Raw genomic sequence first — 15785 nt, 5'->3', positions numbered from 1 at the left:
GAATCAAGTGTCATAAAAAAAGCATGGAGAAATTCCATGCTTTTTTTTGTGTATCAGAACAAGCGTCGTGCTTATGCTGCTTGTGACTGCACCAGTTGCAGGTTGTCGCCATCAATCAGGATGCGGCGTGGTTTATAGGCTTCCGGCACTTCACGCACCAGCTCTATGCTCAGCAAACCATTATCCAGACGTGCGCTAACCACTTTCACATGATCGGCGAGGCGGAAGCGGTGTTCAAAATCGCGTGAGGCGATGCCGCGATGCAGATAGTTTTTCTGAGTTTCATCTTTTTGCTTGCGACCGACGATTTTCAATGTGTCGCGTTCGGTTTCGATATCGAGTTCGCTGCGGTCAAAACCCGCCACCGCCATCGTGATGTTGTATTTATCTTCCGCGATCAGTTCAATGTTATATGGTGGGTAACTCGGTGCAGCATCATTGCGCTGCGCGTCATCAAATAACTGTGCGAGACGGTCAAAACCAATCGCAGAACGATACAGAGGAGCAAAGTCAAAATTACGCATGGTGATATCCTTTTTAATAGAAGCGATATAAATAATTTCCGCAGACCTCAGATGAGCATCTGCTGAGTCAAAGATAGGGTGCGTCAAATGCTTTTCAAGAGAAAAATTTGTATACATTTTTTTCGTGACCCAAGGCTCACTGATTCTCTACAATAACGCTTCCGCCGCTCTTGAAATCGCATCAGAGCGCCACTATTTACCCCGACCTCAATTTTAAGGAACACCGTGGCAAAGCTTTATTTCAGATATTCCGCCATGAATGCAGGAAAATCGACTGCCCTTCTGCAAGTCGCACACAATTACGAAGAACAGGGGCAGCAAGTCTGTCTGTACACGGCTGCGATCGACCATCGCTACGGCCAGGGCAAAGTCACTTCGCGTCTCGGTCCGCAACGTGAAGCTGCCGTATTTGATGCCGGCTTTGATTTTTTTAAAGAAGCGCCGCAAGTCAGTTGCGTGCTGGTCGATGAGGCGCAATTTTTATCTGCCGAGCAGGTAAAGCAATTGCATCAGCTCGCGCATGTGCGCGGTGTGCCTGTCATTTGTTACGGCCTGCGCAGCGATTTTCTGGGCGAACCATTTACCGGCTCGACCTATTTACTGGCACTCGCCGACACGATAGAAGAACTCAAAAATATCTGCAGCTGCGGTAAAAAAGCAACGATGAATATCCGCGTTGACGAACATGGTCAACGCACCCGCAGCGGCGAACAGATCGATATCGGTGGTAACGAACGCTACCATCATGTCTGTGGCCGCTGTTTTTACCGCACCTGAGCCCGAACGACGCTGCTGTCAGCCCGTCATCTGCTTCACACTGGCCTCAGACATGAAACCGCCGCTACCTGCGTGGCGACGGGCAGCGGCTATCTCTATTTTCTGTTTCGGGCGCAAATACTAAGGACCGGATGAGTCAGTTGACGAATAGAGGAATTTCCCTAGTATCAATGTCATCACAATGACATATCCACCCCCTAGTCTTTCTGATTTTTAGTTTGTTGTTGCGGTTTGCTTTTCACTTACACCAGCAATGCGATCTGCTGCAGTATTGTCTGCAGGGCCAATGCATGACATCTGCTTCACGATGTCGATGTAAGACACCCTCACCAATCTGCGCGGCCACTAACTCCAGGGAGATGAAATTGGATAGACGACAGTTTTTGAAATACAGCGGCTTTTTATCAGTATCAGTCGCTACCGGCAGCCTGAGTGCCTGCGGCGGTAGCAGCAGCGTTGCCAGCGACCAGTCTGAATTACCACTGGCTACCGGCACAGGCTGGAAATTCCCGCAAAGTGTCGCTTCCGGTGATCCACGCCCTGATAGCGTAATCCTCTGGACACGTGTGACGCCAGCATCGCTGGGCGTCGCAGCGGCAGCGCCAACGGGCAACGACGTTGCGATACGCCTGATCGTGACGGCCACGGACAATACAGCTCTGCTCGGCAGCAATGCAGCACTAACCGGTACGACCATCGTCGATACACGCTTGTCTGTACTCGCCAGCTTTGACAACACAGTTCGCAATAAAGTGACCGGCTTGCAGCCTGGTCAGACTTATTTTTATCAGTTCATCGCCGGTGATGTGCGCTCGAATGTCGGCCGTTTCAAAACAGCGCCAGCAGCCAACGCAGATGTCGCCCAATTACAGTTCGCCTATCTGACTTGCCAGGACTGGAGCGTCAATCACTGGGGTGCGATGGATTACATCGCCAAAAATGAAAACCTCGATTTCATCATTCACCTTGGCGACTATATTTATGAAACAGTCGGTGCGGCATTCCAGACAGGAAATGCTGAAGCGCGCCACACTGCACTGCAATTGCCGGATGGCACTGCATTGCTGAACGCCGATGGCACTACCGGCAAAGCCAAGTATGCAACCACACTCGCTGATTACCGCTACCTCTACAAAATGTATCGCAGCGATCCGCGTCAGCAAGCGGTGCACGAACGCTTCGCCTATATCGCGATCTGGGACGATCATGAATTTTCTGATGATGCCTGGAAAGATGCCATCACCTATGAAAATAACAGCCTCGATTCAAGCGGCAATAATATTCACCAGACCAGCCGCCGCCGCACAGCGAATCAGGCGTGGTTTGAATTTATGCCCGCCGATGTCAGCCTGGATGCGGCCAATACCGGCTTCCAGAATATCCAGATTTATCGTGACTTCCAGTTCGGTAAGCTGATGCAACTGGTGATGACCGATGAACGCTTGTATCGTTCCGATCATATCGTCCCGGAAAGTCTGTTCAATCCGACGACAGGTAAAGCGCTGAACAGCAGCATGGGCACTCGTTATGTGGTGCCGCAAGATGTGTTCAATCTGATGGAGGCACAAAAGATTACCGCCGCCACAGCCATGACTGGTGATCCGCTGTCGGATGTCAGTATGCTGGGTAAAACTCAGCGCGACTGGTGGAAAAACAAAATGCAGACATCGACCAATACCTGGAAAATCTGGGGTAATGAAGTCTGCCTGATGCGCATGGGTCTCAATGGTACCGATGCGATTGCGACATTGCTCGCGCTCAATTCCATCTCGACACTGGCCACGAATATCACCACTGCGCTGAGCAATCCTGCGCTCGGTGGTAACGTACTGGTCGCAGCAACGCTGGTCGCGGCAATGACCGCCGGTGCTTCACAAGCTGTTGCCAGCGCAGCCGCAGGCGCGATCGCGACAGCAGCAGCGACTGGTGGCAATCTTGCCAGCGCCGCTACAACAGCAGGCCTGACTACTGCCCAGGCAGGTATTGCCGTAGCGACGTTCAATGCCGCGAAAGCAGCCGCAGCAGCGGGAACAGCGGCACAGATCGGTGCAGCCGCTCAAACCATCGCCTTTGGTTACATCAAACCGGATGTGCAGACCAACAAGCAAAATTCCAGCTTCGTCATCGCTTCCGGTCAACAGGCAGCGCTGTCATCGTTCTTCACGAAGTTCTTGCTGAACTGCGATCAGTGGGACGGTTATAACAGCGAGCGTAAAGCGCTGATGCAACATCTGCTGACGAATAAAATCAGCAATGTGGTCTCTGTGACAGGCGACATTCACGGCTTCTTTGCCGGCACCGTCAACGACGATTTTGATGCGCCGGGCGGCGGCACACCGGCAATGGTGGATCTGGTCAGCGCCGGTATCAGCTCTGACTCTTTCTTCACTTATAAATCATCTTTTACCCGCTGAGCATTCCTGTTCCGAATATCGGCACGATCACGATCAACGTCAATATGCTCGATTACACCATGGGTAAAGCAGCGCCGACGGTTGATGGTCTGCTGGAACAGGTTCGCGTACAACTGACAGGCGCGCTGACAGCCAAAGGCGTACCTGAAGGTGCAACACTGACTGGCACAGTCCAGGCCATTCTGGCGGGGTTGAAAACGAACAGCGACTTCAACACCAGTCTGCTGGGTCTGGCGCAGCAACTGGCAGCGTTGGGAAATAATCAATGGATGAAGTACATCAATTCGGATGCGCAAGGATACACGGTGGTGACATTAACACCGGGAAAACTGGTAGCGCAGTTCAAGCAAGTGAATAAGCTGGTCAATAACGGTACGATGACGGCACCGACAGATGTGATCGCCCGCATCACCACAGCCACCGTTAACAGTGGCACCAGCGCAGTCAGTATCTCGTAATAACTCGCAATAATTTCTACCGGAAAATCAGGTGCCTGCTCTGCGGCACCTGTAAGCACCGTGGTAGTGATAAATAAAAACCGTTGTCTGGCACGATTACCAGACAACGGTTTTTTTATGTAGATTGCTTACTTATTGCTGCCGTTAGTATTGATGTTCAAAAATGGAATCGCGCCACCAGTCGTGGTCGGCAGACGACCATCCCACTTCTCTATCGCTTTCGCCTGATTTTCTGTTTCGCGCAGACGCAGTAACTCCGGTGTCACCTGCTGACGTTGCAAGGCCAATGCCTCTGCTTCGGCACGCGCACGCGACACTTTCTGTTTGGCCTCGACTTCGATACGCTGTAAATCACGTTCCGCTTTCATCTTTAACTGATCTGCGGTCGTTTTTGCTTCAATCGCTTCATTGAATGTGCGACTGAAATTAAAGTTAACGATAGAAAATTCATCCACCACCAGACCGTGTCTGGCCATACGTTCTCTGAGGGCGACGATAATTTCATCGCGTACTTGCGAACGCTTAGAAATCAGTTCTTCTGCAGTGAATCTTGCCGTCACCGCCTTCACCGCTTCCTGCACACTCGGAATAATGATGCGCTCGCCCGGCTCGTTTCCGAGATCACGGAATACAGAGACAACAGCATCGGGTCTGACGTGATAATTGATCGCAATTTTAGTGTGAACAGTTTGCAGATCTTTCGACGCCGCATCACCATCGCCTTCACCTTTTTGTATCGCGACCGAGACCTTATGCAAGCGTTGCGCGATCGGCCACACAAAATGAATACCCTCGCTGTACACCTCATCCGAAGGCTTGCCAAATGTCGTTAACACACCGCGATGCCCGGCCGGTATTGTTGCAAAAGGATTCAAAATTAACAGCAGCATCAGCACAATAATGATGGACGCAATAGCAGGAATTTTTTTCATGATGTCTTGATCTCGTTATTGAAAAACCATGCAAAGTATAGTGGCAAGGTTTACAAGTAACTGTGGTAATTTTTTTAAAAAAATACCACTGTCGTAATTTCGCCGCAGTTTGTGCAACAATGCCTCCTCGACCACACCGCTTCATCTACACATGTCACGCCCGCATCCCCGTCCCGCCAGACAACAACCCGGCCAGAATTCCGGCAAACTGCATCCGCGCAATCGCCATCAGGGACGCTATGACTTCAGCCGGCTGATGGCGGCCGACACTGGACTGGCAGCGTTTGTGATCCAGAATGGGTACGGTGAATCCAGTATCGATTTTGCTGATCCGGCGGCAGTCAAAGCACTGAACCGCTCGCTGCTAAAAAGTGATTACGGGATTAATGACTGGGATATTCCGGAACAACAGCTTTGTCCACCGGTGCCGGGACGTGCCGATTATCTGCATCATCTGGCAGACTTACTGACGTCATCGAATAAAGGTGTGCGCCCGAAAAGAAACCTGTTGGCGGTACTCGATATCGGCACCGGCGCTAACGGCATTTACCCTCTGATCGGTGCCAGTGAATACGGCTGGCATTTCACCGCGACCGATATCAATCCGGATTCGCTGGCGAATGTCCAACGTATACTCGATGCGAACCCAGCAATCGCAGGCAAGATCCATTTGCGATTGCAGCCATCAGCTGACGCTATTTTTGACAACATCATCGGTGAAGATGACTGGTTTGATCTCAGTATGTGTAATCCACCTTTTCACACATCCATGGCGGAAGCGCGGGCAGGCTCGCAGCGCAAATGGAATAATCTGGGAAAAGAAAAACTTGCGGATGCAACTGCAACGATACTGAATTTTGGGGGCCGCGACGCGGAACTTTGGTGTCCGGGCGGAGAAGCTGCTTTTATCGAGCGCATGATCAGCGAAAGTGCAAAAATACCGGGACAATGTTTCTGGTTCACGACACTGGTAGCAAAAGCAGAAAACTTACCTGTGCTGAAAGCTGCACTCAGACGCGTCAACGCATTGGAAGTCAGGGAAGTGGCCATGAGGCAAGGCAATAAACGAAGCCGCTTTCTGGCCTGGACTTTTCTGACACCATCACAACAAGCCGCCTGGAAAAAAATGCGCTGGTAATGAACTGGCAAATTTCCGTGTCGTGTATCACGATGTCAATCGCATCTGAAATAAAGCTCAGGCCGATATTGTTTTTTACCGGAAATGCCTCACGTATACCGAACAGCAGGATGGGTGGTACTGCTCAGGGTCAGTATCAGGTAACGCCACCGCGCATCTGCGCTGATACTATCGTGCCGCATTAGCCGCCGCCTGCAAGAAGTGTCAGCTAATGCGACAATAACGGGAGTAAGCAGTGATTGTCATGTGCCTGACACAGTCATCAGGCACATTGAGACGTCAATAACGCCACGTCACGCAAAAACAAATTTGAGGGATATCAACTGGCAGCAAAAAAATATTGCTCACTGTAGTTATTTTCCGGGAGCATAAAACAGGAAAAATAACATTTTGACCAAAGTCCGCATCAGAGAAAATTGCTTAACTAGGATTATTTCCCTCCCTTTGTCGTCTAGCTGTATGCAAAATTATAAAAATGATGCGAATAGCAATTTTTTCCGATTGAAAATTGCCGCTTTTTTAGGCAAAAATTCGGATAATGACAAGGCGAAATTATTCACAGCGCATAGCTAGCCTAGCTTACAATCTGGGGCGCTGTTATTTTTAAAATAGCTTTGTGAACATATTTGACAAACTTATGTTGAATAACGGCCTCACTCAGTAACGAGATTTCGCCATCGGGTGCGACTTACAGCTCAATGTGTCAAGGATTGCAATGAAACGAGTAGATGATTTCCGCCTGAAGTTAGGCAAAGATGAACTGGTTCCTATCGTGATAGGTGGGATGGGTGTCGATATTTCCACTGCTGAACTGGCATTGGTCGCGGCACGCCTCGGTGGTATCGGACATATTTCTGACGCCTTGGTGCATGATGTGTCGGATCGCCGCTTCGGAACCAGCTACATCAAGGAAAAAACCAAATTCTACAAATACAACATCAACAATTCCGATAAGACAAACATCAAATTCAATCTTGAGGATCTGGCAGCGGCGACACGTCTGCACATTGGCCGTACCATGGAGGCCAAACAAGGCCCGGGTATGATCTTTGTGAACTGCATGGAAAAACTGACCATGAACGGTCCGCGCGAAACCCTGAAAGTGCGTCTGGAAGCCGCTCTGGATGCGGGTATTGACGGTATTACGCTGAGCGCTGGTCTGCATCTGAGTTCCTTTGGTCTGATAGCAGATCACCCGCGTTTCCGCGATGCCAAGCTGGGCATCATTGTGTCATCGGTACGCGCCTTACAGTTATTCCTGCGTAAAAATGCAAAATTGGACCGTCTGCCGGATTATGTGATCGTTGAAGGTCCGCTGGCTGGTGGTCATCTCGGTTTCGGCGATGACTGGGCCACATTCGATTTACAGACGATTGTGACCGAGGTTTCTGAATATCTGAAAGCAGAACAACTGGATATTCCTATCATTGCGGCAGGTGGTATTTTCACAGGCAGCGATGCAGTATCTTTTCTCGAAAACGGCGCCTCCGCAGTACAGGTTGCAACCCGTTTCACGGTAACCAAAGAATGTGGTCTGCCGGATAATGTGAAGCAGGAATACTTCAAAGCCGACGAAGACGATATCGAAGTCAATCATATTTCTCCGACCGGCTACCCCATGCGTATGCTGAAAAATACGCCAGCCATCGGTGATGGTATCCGCCCGGGCTGCGAATCGTATGGTTATCTGCTGGATGCGAATGGAAATTGTGCGTACATCACTTCGTACAACCGCGAAGTTGCCCTGCACCCGGATGCAAAAAAAATCTCGGTCATGGACAAGACCTGTCTGTGCACCCATATGCGTAACTTCAATTGCTGGACTTGCGGTCAGACCACATACCGCCTGAAAGATACCACTCGCAAACTGCCGGATGGTACTTATCAGATCCTGAGCGCGGAACATGTATTCCGGGATTACCAGTTCAGTACCGATAATCAGATCGCCTTGCCTGACCCAGTGACTGAATAAATATCCCCGGTATAACGCCGGACATAACACCAGACGCCAGTGCTCTCCTGACACCACAGTCAGAAGACACTGGCGTTTTTTATCGAGTTTGCCTCGCTGGCGCTCAATGCTCCGTTTTCTTACAGACGGGTCTTGATTTGGTGCAAAAACAGCGCTGCCAGGCTCAGCAAGCCGGCGCAGTCAATCTCTTCTCCAGAGCGCTCCCGCCCTCAGTCTCCGTCTTAACGTTAAAGATGTGGCATGAATTATGCTGCGCTGCACACAGGGTAGTGGCAATTCATGATGCGTTTAGACTAAGGATCTCTGATGAAAATACATTCTCTGTCAACACCTTTCATCCTGTTCAGCTTACTGTTTTGTCTGGGCTCAGCGCCAGCTTTCGGACAAAACAGCAATCCGGCTCCGGTATCCGGTACTGCCGATATCAGCACCCCGGCAGTACCGCTGGCACAAGCGGAGCCAGCAGTAACAACCTCCTTGCCACCGGCACCGATGACAACGCCGACGCTCGTCAATGCAGCCACCATCAGTGCAGGTGATACCGCGTGGATGCTGACATCAACAGCGCTGGTGCTGCTGATGACCATTCCAGGTCTGGCTTTGTTTTATGCCGGCATGGTCCGCAAAAAAAATGCGCTGGCAACCGTCGCGCATAGTGTCGCCACCACCTGTATCGTCACGATTATCTGGGTCGTTCTGGGTTACAGCCTGGTATTCACGCCAGCCACACCGTATCTGGGTAGCCTTGACCGGCTACTGTTGCACGGTATGGTATTTCTGAAAGATGCAGGCCAGCTGACAGTGCATCATGTTGCACCGACAATACCGGAAAGTGTGTTCATGATGTTTCAGATGACATTTGCAATCATCACGCCCGCCCTGATTACCGGTGCATTTGCAGAAAGGATGAAGTTCTCCGCATTTCTGCTCTTCATCACGCTCTGGTCACTGATCGTCTATGTTCCTGTTGCGCACTGGGTATGGGAGCCGACCGGCTGGCTGGCTGCGCGCGGCGTCCTCGATTTTGCGGGCGGTACGGTGGTCCACATCAATGCGGGAGTGTCAGGTCTGGTTGCTGCCATGATCATCGGCAGACGCAGCGGTTTCGGCAAGGAGCCGATGCCACCACATAATCTGATTCTGACCGTCATCGGCGCAGCACTATTATGGGTAGGCTGGTTTGGCTTTAATGCCGGATCTGCCGGCGCAGCAGATGGTCGTGCGGGCTATGCGATGCTGGTGACACAACTCGCTGCCGCCGTATCTGCTTTGGCCTGGATGTGCGTTGAGTGGCTGCGCCGTGGTAAGCCATCTGTGCTCGGTATTGTTTCCGGCGCTGTTGCTGGTCTGGTTGCAATCACCCCTGCCTCGGGTTTTGTCGATGTGACCGGAGCATTCGTGATCGGTGCGGTGGCTGGTGTTGCCTGCTATTGGGGAGCAACCTCTCTCAAAGCAATGGGGGGGTACGATGACTCTCTGGATGTGTTCGGTGTACACGCGATAGGCGGTATCGTTGGCGCCTTACTCACAGGTGTATTTGCCCTCAAAAGTATAGGCGGTGTTGAAAGCAGCCTCAGCAATCAGGCATTCGGGGTCGCGGTGACGGTCGTCTATTCTGGTGTCATGACGGCAGTCATTCTCTTTATCGTGCGTCTGCTCACGGGTTTGCGTGTGAAACCGGAACAGGAAAGAGAGGGGCTGGATCTGGAACTGCATGGGGAGCATGTATTATGACTGCGGCCCTTTCCGACAATCTGGCATTTTCTCTGATGGCGCGGATGCACGTTATTTTGCGGCGTCAGAATGAACGGGTGATCGACATTGAATACATGCGTATTGATCCGGTTTATTGCCGTTATATTCTCGATCTGGCTTTGCAATCGCCCAATACTGATCTGCACGACATCGCCGTCAAACTGAACGACATCTATTTTGGCGAACAGGGTCTGTTTGTCGTGACCGAACCGGTGCCACTGATAGGGAAACTTGAAGGCTTAAAAATACGTCCCAAAACGCCAGCGATAACAACACCCGGCGTCCCGGTTAATCTGGTCGCTGCAGCACCATCCGTGGGTGCGACAGAGTTGCCGCCACTTGATCAGAACTCCGTCGTCGATCAGACCTACATCGGCCGGTTGCGCTGATTGCTCATTCATCAGTCTCAGTATTGATGTGGCTTACAGACCAGAATACGGCTGTTATCCGCATCAATACTGAGATTCTTTTTTAGAAACAACACTCATTTCCTGTGTTGCTCTGCATGCACAGCTCAGAAATACCAATAGCCGTCGTTCACCCATTGCAGCAGCGCTTTAACGAAAACGGCGTGCTGCAATCCTGGTTCCAACGCAGCGAGGCTGAGACTATCGTTGTTGCAGAGTGCCAGCACCGTGGCGCGGGAAGCCGCGCCAAATTCATAACGTTCGCCATTAACATAACAAACTCCCTGACTGATGCTGTCGTCAAGGTAAAAACAACGCAAGCCACCGGTGCGGATCAGATCCGTCTGCTGCAAATTCTTGCGTAATTCGGTTTCATTGATAGGAAAATCCAGCGCCTGTAAATCGAGTTCGCATTTGGTTTTCGATAAATGGCAGCCGACAAAATTCATCATGATTTCATCATCGTTCAGTATCGTCTGCATTTGCTGTTTGATCAGCGCAAAATCACCGGCGTTGATATGCCCCTGATGCTGATGCATACGGCGTTGCGGATCACTGATCAGATTGCTGCCGAGTTCATTATCTATCAGGTAGTCCGCCAGATCGCTCAGCATGTCGCTGGCTGATTTGCTGCGAAAACCCACGGAAAAACTCATGGAACTCTCGAGTGCCACACCGTCATGCGGAAAGCCGGGTGGGATATAAAGAATGTCACCCGCCGTCAGTACCGCATCGATAATGGGCTCGAAAGGATCGGTATGTAATAAAGCAGCGTGAGCAGCGAATTGACGATGGTTACCTCTGTCACCGACGCGCCAGCGACGGCTGCCTGAGCCCTGACAGATAAACACATCGTACAAATCGATGTGCGGCCCGACACCGCCGCCCGGTACGGCAAAGCTGATCATCACGTCATCCAGTCGCCATTTCGGGATGAAGGAAAATGCCCGCACCAGACTGGCGACTTCCGGCGACCAGTGATCAACCGCCTGCACCACCAGCGTCCAATCGCGTTCGCCAAGATGCTCATAGCTTTCAAACGGACCATTTTCAGCCTGCCATTTTCCGGATTGTCTATAAATCAGACGAGAATCGATCTGCGATTCACATGCCAGCCCAGCCAGTTCATCCGGTGAAATCAGATCGCTGAATCCAGGAAAGCCCTGACGTATCAGGACCGGCTTTTGCTGCCAGTAATCAGCTAAAAATTTATCAAGCGAAAATTCATTGAGCGTGAGGGTCAACATGGCAAAATGAAAATAAGAAAGTAAAGCTGTCTTGTAGCATGAAGAAATCAAACCTCATACCGGGCAGATCAAACTTTCAGCAGAAAACCGCCGGCCCGCACATCAATCCGGCAGAATCAGGCGCATGACGTTGATCTTGCTTGATCGCAATCAAGAAAAATTACCAGCGTGCAAAATGGTCTTCAGTCACGCCAGCCAAATAGCTGACGGGGCGTGGCAGCTCATCTGTATGCGCCCTGACCCAGCCGCTGAAACTGCCCAGAGGTTGTTGATAACGACTCGCGGCAATCAGCAGATTCTGGTTTTCACTGCGCACACCTTCCGGCTGGAAATGCAGATCCAGTAAGCCATCGCTGGTGTGGATATGCCACGGTGCCAGCACATTCGCAGAGTCATAGTCAAACTGAGCACTGCTCAGAGAAATCAGGCGTCCATCCAGCCACAAGGCATTTTCCTGATCGCCGAAATAGCCGGATTGCAGATTAAAGCCCATATCCAGATTATGTGCCGACGCCCACAGCCAGCGTGTTTCCCGCGCCGGAAAACCATTACTGTGATCGACACTACCGCAACCATCGGTCAGGCTGAAACACTGTTGCCCAACTTTCACTTCCCCGCTCAGGCGCATCCCGCCAGATTTCATCGTCGCATGCGCACCGCCACCGACGATGCTACCAACTGCCAGCAATTCCGGTGCTGCATCGGCTATATGTAATTCGGCACTGATCTGACAATCACGAAACGCTACCTCGATACGGTAAGTATTGTTGGCAGGCTGATGCGAAAAATGCAGTCGCCGGTCACGAAACCGGAACCAGCTTTCAGCACCGGTAGCAGGGCATGCGTTCAGATGCGCAGTCAGACCCGGTATGCCATTCTGAGAAAATTCTGTCAGTATTTTTTTTTGCTGGCGATCAAACACATAAGCAAACGCGGTATTTGTCCACCCCAGATCCACAATCGCGATGCCACAGAATATCTGCTCCGTCACCAGTGCAGCGTACTGCCAGTGTTTATGATGAAAGCGGCGCCAAATGGCGCTGCGCCGGACAGGTGCGGCAAGCGCAGACCAGTCGATAACAGGTACGCTACCAGCATATTTTCCGGCACGAATCTGGCCACACGCATCGACCAGCTCATCGGGTGCGGCTGGCAAGTAAGCTGCCTCAGTAGTATTTGCCATAATGTCTTTATGAAAATAAATTCCATGCATTGTCTAACAATACCGTACTGCGAGACATCAAAATCAGTTGATCTGTTGCTTCAGATTCAAGTTCAGCAAACGCATGCCGGTACCAGACGTACAAACGACGCGAAAGACGCACTAGGCATAGTTGAAGACGATTCATAAAGTGGCGATCCCCTATACAATGACGGGCTACACAAGCATCAACTGAGTCAGATTTTGAGCCTACTTGCAAGCCCTCTTGCCTTCGTCGACCTGGAAACCACAGGCACCATCGCAACCCGCGACCGCATTACTGAAATAGCGATCGTCACTTTTGACGGCGAACATACAGAACGCTGGTCGCAGCTATTAAATCCTGAAACAGTGATACCGCCCTTTGTTGAGCAACTGACCGGCATCAGCAATGCGATGGTCGCTGACCAGCCTGTGTTTGCCGACATTGCAGAGGAAGTCCTGCGACGTCTGCAAGGTCATATCTTCGTTGCCCATAATGCCCGCTTTGATTACGGTTTTTTAAAAAATGAATTCAAGCGACTTGGCCACACTTTCAGAGCGACAGTGCTGTGTACACTGAAGCTGTCTCGTCAGCTATTCCCGCAATTTGCCAAACACAATCTGGACTGTCTGATTGAACGCCATCAGATCAGCGTCGGCGACAGGCATCGTGCCTTAACCGATGCCGATGCGATTTACCAGTTCTGGTGCGATCTGCAGGCGACTTTACCCGCGCAAACTTTACAGGCAGCAGTACAAGAACAAACAGCACGCCCCAGTCTGCCACCGCATCTGGATGCGGATATTGTGGAACAACTGCCGAAAGGCTACGGCGTCTATCTGTTTTTCGGCGAAAACAGATTACCGATTTATGTCGGCAAAAGTAATACCCTGCGTCAGCGGGTGCTGTCGCATTTTTCTTCGGATCATGCGATTGCCAAAGAAATGAGCATCTCACAACAAGTCCGTGATATTGAGTGGATAGAATGCGAGGGTGAAATTGATGCGCTGATTACCGAAGCAAGACTGATCAAGGAAATGCAACCGACGCTGAATCGTCAGCTACGCCGCAACACAGAATTCTGCTCGTGGCGTCTGAAAGATATGGGTAGCGGCCTGTTACAACCACAACTGGTATATGCACGTGACCTGGACCTGGGCAGACAAGAGCAGTTATACGGCCTGTTTAAAAGCGGCGCCAGCGCCCGCGAATTCTTATTGCAGGCGGTCAAACAATTTCAGCTGTGTGCAGCGACACTGGGACTAGAAAAAGGCGGCGCTGGCAAACCTTGTTTTGCACGCCAGTTGAAGCAATGCAAGGGAGCGTGCATCGGTGCAGAATCACCTTTACAGCATAATCTGCGGCTGGCAGAGGCGCTCGAAGAAATGAAACTGAAGGCATGGCCGTTCTCTGGTCCGGCAGTCCTTAAAGAAGGTAATGCCTATCATGTGATTGAGGCATGGTGCTATCTGGGGAAAGCAAAGAATGAAGCGGATATTCAGGATTTGCTGACACGCGGCAAACCGCGTTTTGATCGTGATACTTACAGAATTTTGCTCAAGTATCTGAACAGGATGAAAGCTATCAGCGTCGCAGGTCACTGAATACAGGCTCGCAAATACAAAGAACGGAACACAGCCGGGCGGCTGTGCTCCGGAAAAATAACAGAACAGAATATTAATTCAGCGCTGCCGCTGTTGCTTTCTCACTGCCATCCGAAGGTAAGGCCTGAACGCCGATCAGTTTCATCAGTAAAGGATATACATCAACGTTGTCAAACGCGGGAATCACTGTATTTTTTTTGAATGCGGGTCCATATGCAATAAATGTCGCCGCCATTTCCGGAGCAGTGTTGTCGTACCCATGCGCGCCGCCGTTTGTACGGTTTTTGATATTTTCCTCACCAAAAATCAGCCAGCCGACATCGGCCAGACAAACGACGGATGGCACGCGTGTATTACTGCCAAAATGGAAGCGCGCAGGGATATCGGTTTTCTTCCAGCATTCCATATGCTCATGTTTCTTCAACAGCTGTTGCTGCACAAGTGTCTCTTGTCCGGGAGCTACTTCGATGCCGGCATAGGTTCCTGCCGTCACCACTTTAAAACTGTCAGACGGCAGGATTTTATTCAGATATACCACCCGTTCTACACTGGTGGCGGCCATCCCGTGATCCGACACCACCACAATATTGGCATTGACCTGACGCGAGCGCAGACCAGCCATCAGACGGCCAATTGCGGCATCAACGCTCGCAACAGCGTCTGTGGTGTGCTGATCGTCCGGCCCGAATTCATGACCCGCGTGATCCACATCGTCAAAATACAGCGTCAGAAAGCCTGCTCTTTTTTCCAATGGCTGATCGACCCAGCCCAGCAGGGTATCAACGCGTTTTTCCGGCGGTAATTTGCCATCAAATACGCGCCACTCTGTCGGCCGTACGCCATGAATATCCGCTTCTGAGCCTGGCCAGAACATAGTGGCAGCGCGGACACCATTTTTTTCTGCGGTCACCCAGACTGGTTCGGCCTGATCCCACCAACGACGATCGATGACGGCATCCCGGTTACCCAGACTAAAACGAACACCGGGAATTGCCGGATCTATCATCGTATTTCCGACAATACCGTGATGATCAGGCCGCAAGCCCGTCACCAGTGTGTAGTGGTTAGGGAACGTGATCGAGGGAAATGAGGGAAGCATCTTTTCTGCACGGACCCCGTCTGCAACCAAGGCATTCAGATTCGGTGTGACGCCACGTTGCAGATATTCGGGCTTAAAGCCGTCGATCGATACCAGAATCACCGGCGGCCTTGCTGACTGTGTAGTCGCAATAGAAACCGTCGTCTGCTTTACCGGTTGTGCGCAGCCTGTAACACCAATCACCAATGCCGCGCAAACCACCCGGATAAAGCCTTGTTGAGAAAAAATCTTAATCACATGTCACCTTAAAAAAAGGGGCAAGCTGCCCCGCATC

13 protein-coding genes are annotated in these 15785 nt (G+C 51.1%); 8 read left to right on the top strand and 5 right to left on the bottom strand.

Features of this window, described 5'->3' with window-relative positions; all coding sequences use genetic code 11:
* Positions 1–71: 71 nt before the first annotated feature.
* On the bottom strand, positions 72–524 hold the full coding sequence (locus ACOTSW_RS01095) for an Hsp20 family protein (protein WP_212677544.1): 453 nt from the start codon (positions 522–524) through the stop codon (positions 72–74).
* 225 nt (positions 525–749) lie between these two features.
* On the opposite strand from ACOTSW_RS01095, the gene ACOTSW_RS01090 reads away from it, so the two are divergent.
* From ACOTSW_RS01090 to ACOTSW_RS01080, 3 genes are all read left to right on the top strand, one after another.
* Positions 750–1301 (top strand): thymidine kinase, encoded by a 552-nt coding sequence (locus ACOTSW_RS01090; protein ID WP_423680538.1) that lies wholly within the window; start codon positions 750–752, stop codon positions 1299–1301.
* Positions 1302–1666: 365 nt separating this feature from the next.
* Positions 1667–3715 (top strand): alkaline phosphatase D family protein, encoded by a 2049-nt coding sequence (locus ACOTSW_RS01085; RefSeq protein WP_423680537.1) that lies wholly within the window; start codon positions 1667–1669, stop codon positions 3713–3715.
* A gap of 44 nt (positions 3716–3759) precedes the next feature.
* Positions 3760–4173, top strand: a complete 414-nt coding sequence (locus tag ACOTSW_RS01080; protein WP_423680536.1) for a hypothetical protein — start codon at positions 3760–3762, stop codon at positions 4171–4173.
* Between the two features lie 128 nt (positions 4174–4301).
* Here the strand turns inward: ACOTSW_RS01080 and ACOTSW_RS01075 are convergent, their stop codons facing one another.
* On the bottom strand, positions 4302–5105 hold the full coding sequence (locus ACOTSW_RS01075; RefSeq protein ID WP_423680535.1) for a prohibitin family protein: 804 nt from the start codon (positions 5103–5105) through the stop codon (positions 4302–4304).
* 151 nt (positions 5106–5256) lie between these two features.
* Here ACOTSW_RS01075 and rlmF point away from each other — a divergent pair, with 151 nt between their 5' ends.
* From rlmF to ACOTSW_RS01055, 4 genes are all read left to right on the top strand, one after another.
* The gene (rlmF, locus tag ACOTSW_RS01070) at positions 5257–6243 is read left to right on the top strand and encodes a 23S rRNA (adenine(1618)-N(6))-methyltransferase RlmF (protein WP_423680534.1); all 987 of its coding nucleotides are present in this window, start codon (positions 5257–5259) and stop codon (positions 6241–6243) included.
* Between the two features lie 715 nt (positions 6244–6958).
* Positions 6959–8215: a nitronate monooxygenase gene (locus ACOTSW_RS01065; RefSeq protein WP_423680533.1), complete on the top strand. Its 1257-nt coding sequence runs from the start codon at positions 6959–6961 to the stop codon at positions 8213–8215.
* A gap of 306 nt (positions 8216–8521) precedes the next feature.
* On the top strand, positions 8522–9949 hold the full coding sequence (locus ACOTSW_RS01060) for an ammonium transporter (RefSeq protein ID WP_423680532.1): 1428 nt from the start codon (positions 8522–8524) through the stop codon (positions 9947–9949).
* Positions 9946–10359, top strand: a complete 414-nt coding sequence (locus tag ACOTSW_RS01055) for a hypothetical protein (RefSeq protein WP_423680531.1) — start codon at positions 9946–9948, stop codon at positions 10357–10359. The genes ACOTSW_RS01060 and ACOTSW_RS01055 overlap by 4 nt, the downstream gene beginning before the upstream one ends.
* 125 nt (positions 10360–10484) lie before the next feature.
* On the opposite strand, the gene ACOTSW_RS01050 is transcribed toward ACOTSW_RS01055, so the two are convergent.
* Positions 10485–11624 carry a JmjC domain-containing protein gene (locus ACOTSW_RS01050; protein WP_423680530.1) on the bottom strand — a complete coding sequence of 380 codons (1140 nt, stop codon included), beginning with the start codon at positions 11622–11624 and terminating at the stop codon, positions 10485–10487.
* 160 nt (positions 11625–11784) lie between these two features.
* Positions 11785–12807 carry a DUF2804 domain-containing protein gene (locus ACOTSW_RS01045; RefSeq protein ID WP_423680529.1) on the bottom strand — a complete coding sequence of 341 codons (1023 nt, stop codon included), beginning with the start codon at positions 12805–12807 and terminating at the stop codon, positions 11785–11787.
* A 222-nt stretch (positions 12808–13029) separates the two neighbouring features.
* On the opposite strand from ACOTSW_RS01045, the gene ACOTSW_RS01040 reads away from it, so the two are divergent.
* A complete protein-coding gene (locus ACOTSW_RS01040) occupies positions 13030–14412 on the top strand; it encodes an exonuclease domain-containing protein (RefSeq protein ID WP_423680528.1) in 1383 nt (460 codons plus the stop codon).
* Between the two features lie 73 nt (positions 14413–14485).
* Here the strand turns inward: ACOTSW_RS01040 and ACOTSW_RS01035 are convergent, their stop codons facing one another.
* Entirely contained in the window at positions 14486–15748 is a 1263-nt protein-coding gene (locus ACOTSW_RS01035) for an ectonucleotide pyrophosphatase/phosphodiesterase (protein WP_423680527.1), read from the bottom strand.
* Between the last annotated feature and the right edge of the window lie 37 nt (positions 15749–15785).

Source organism: Undibacterium sp. WLHG33 (genome assembly GCF_049544815.1).
Lineage (GTDB): Bacteria > Pseudomonadota > Gammaproteobacteria > Burkholderiales > Burkholderiaceae_D > Undibacterium.
Note: the sequence above shows the minus strand (reverse complement) of the source record. Positions and strands in the feature narration are given on the sequence as shown.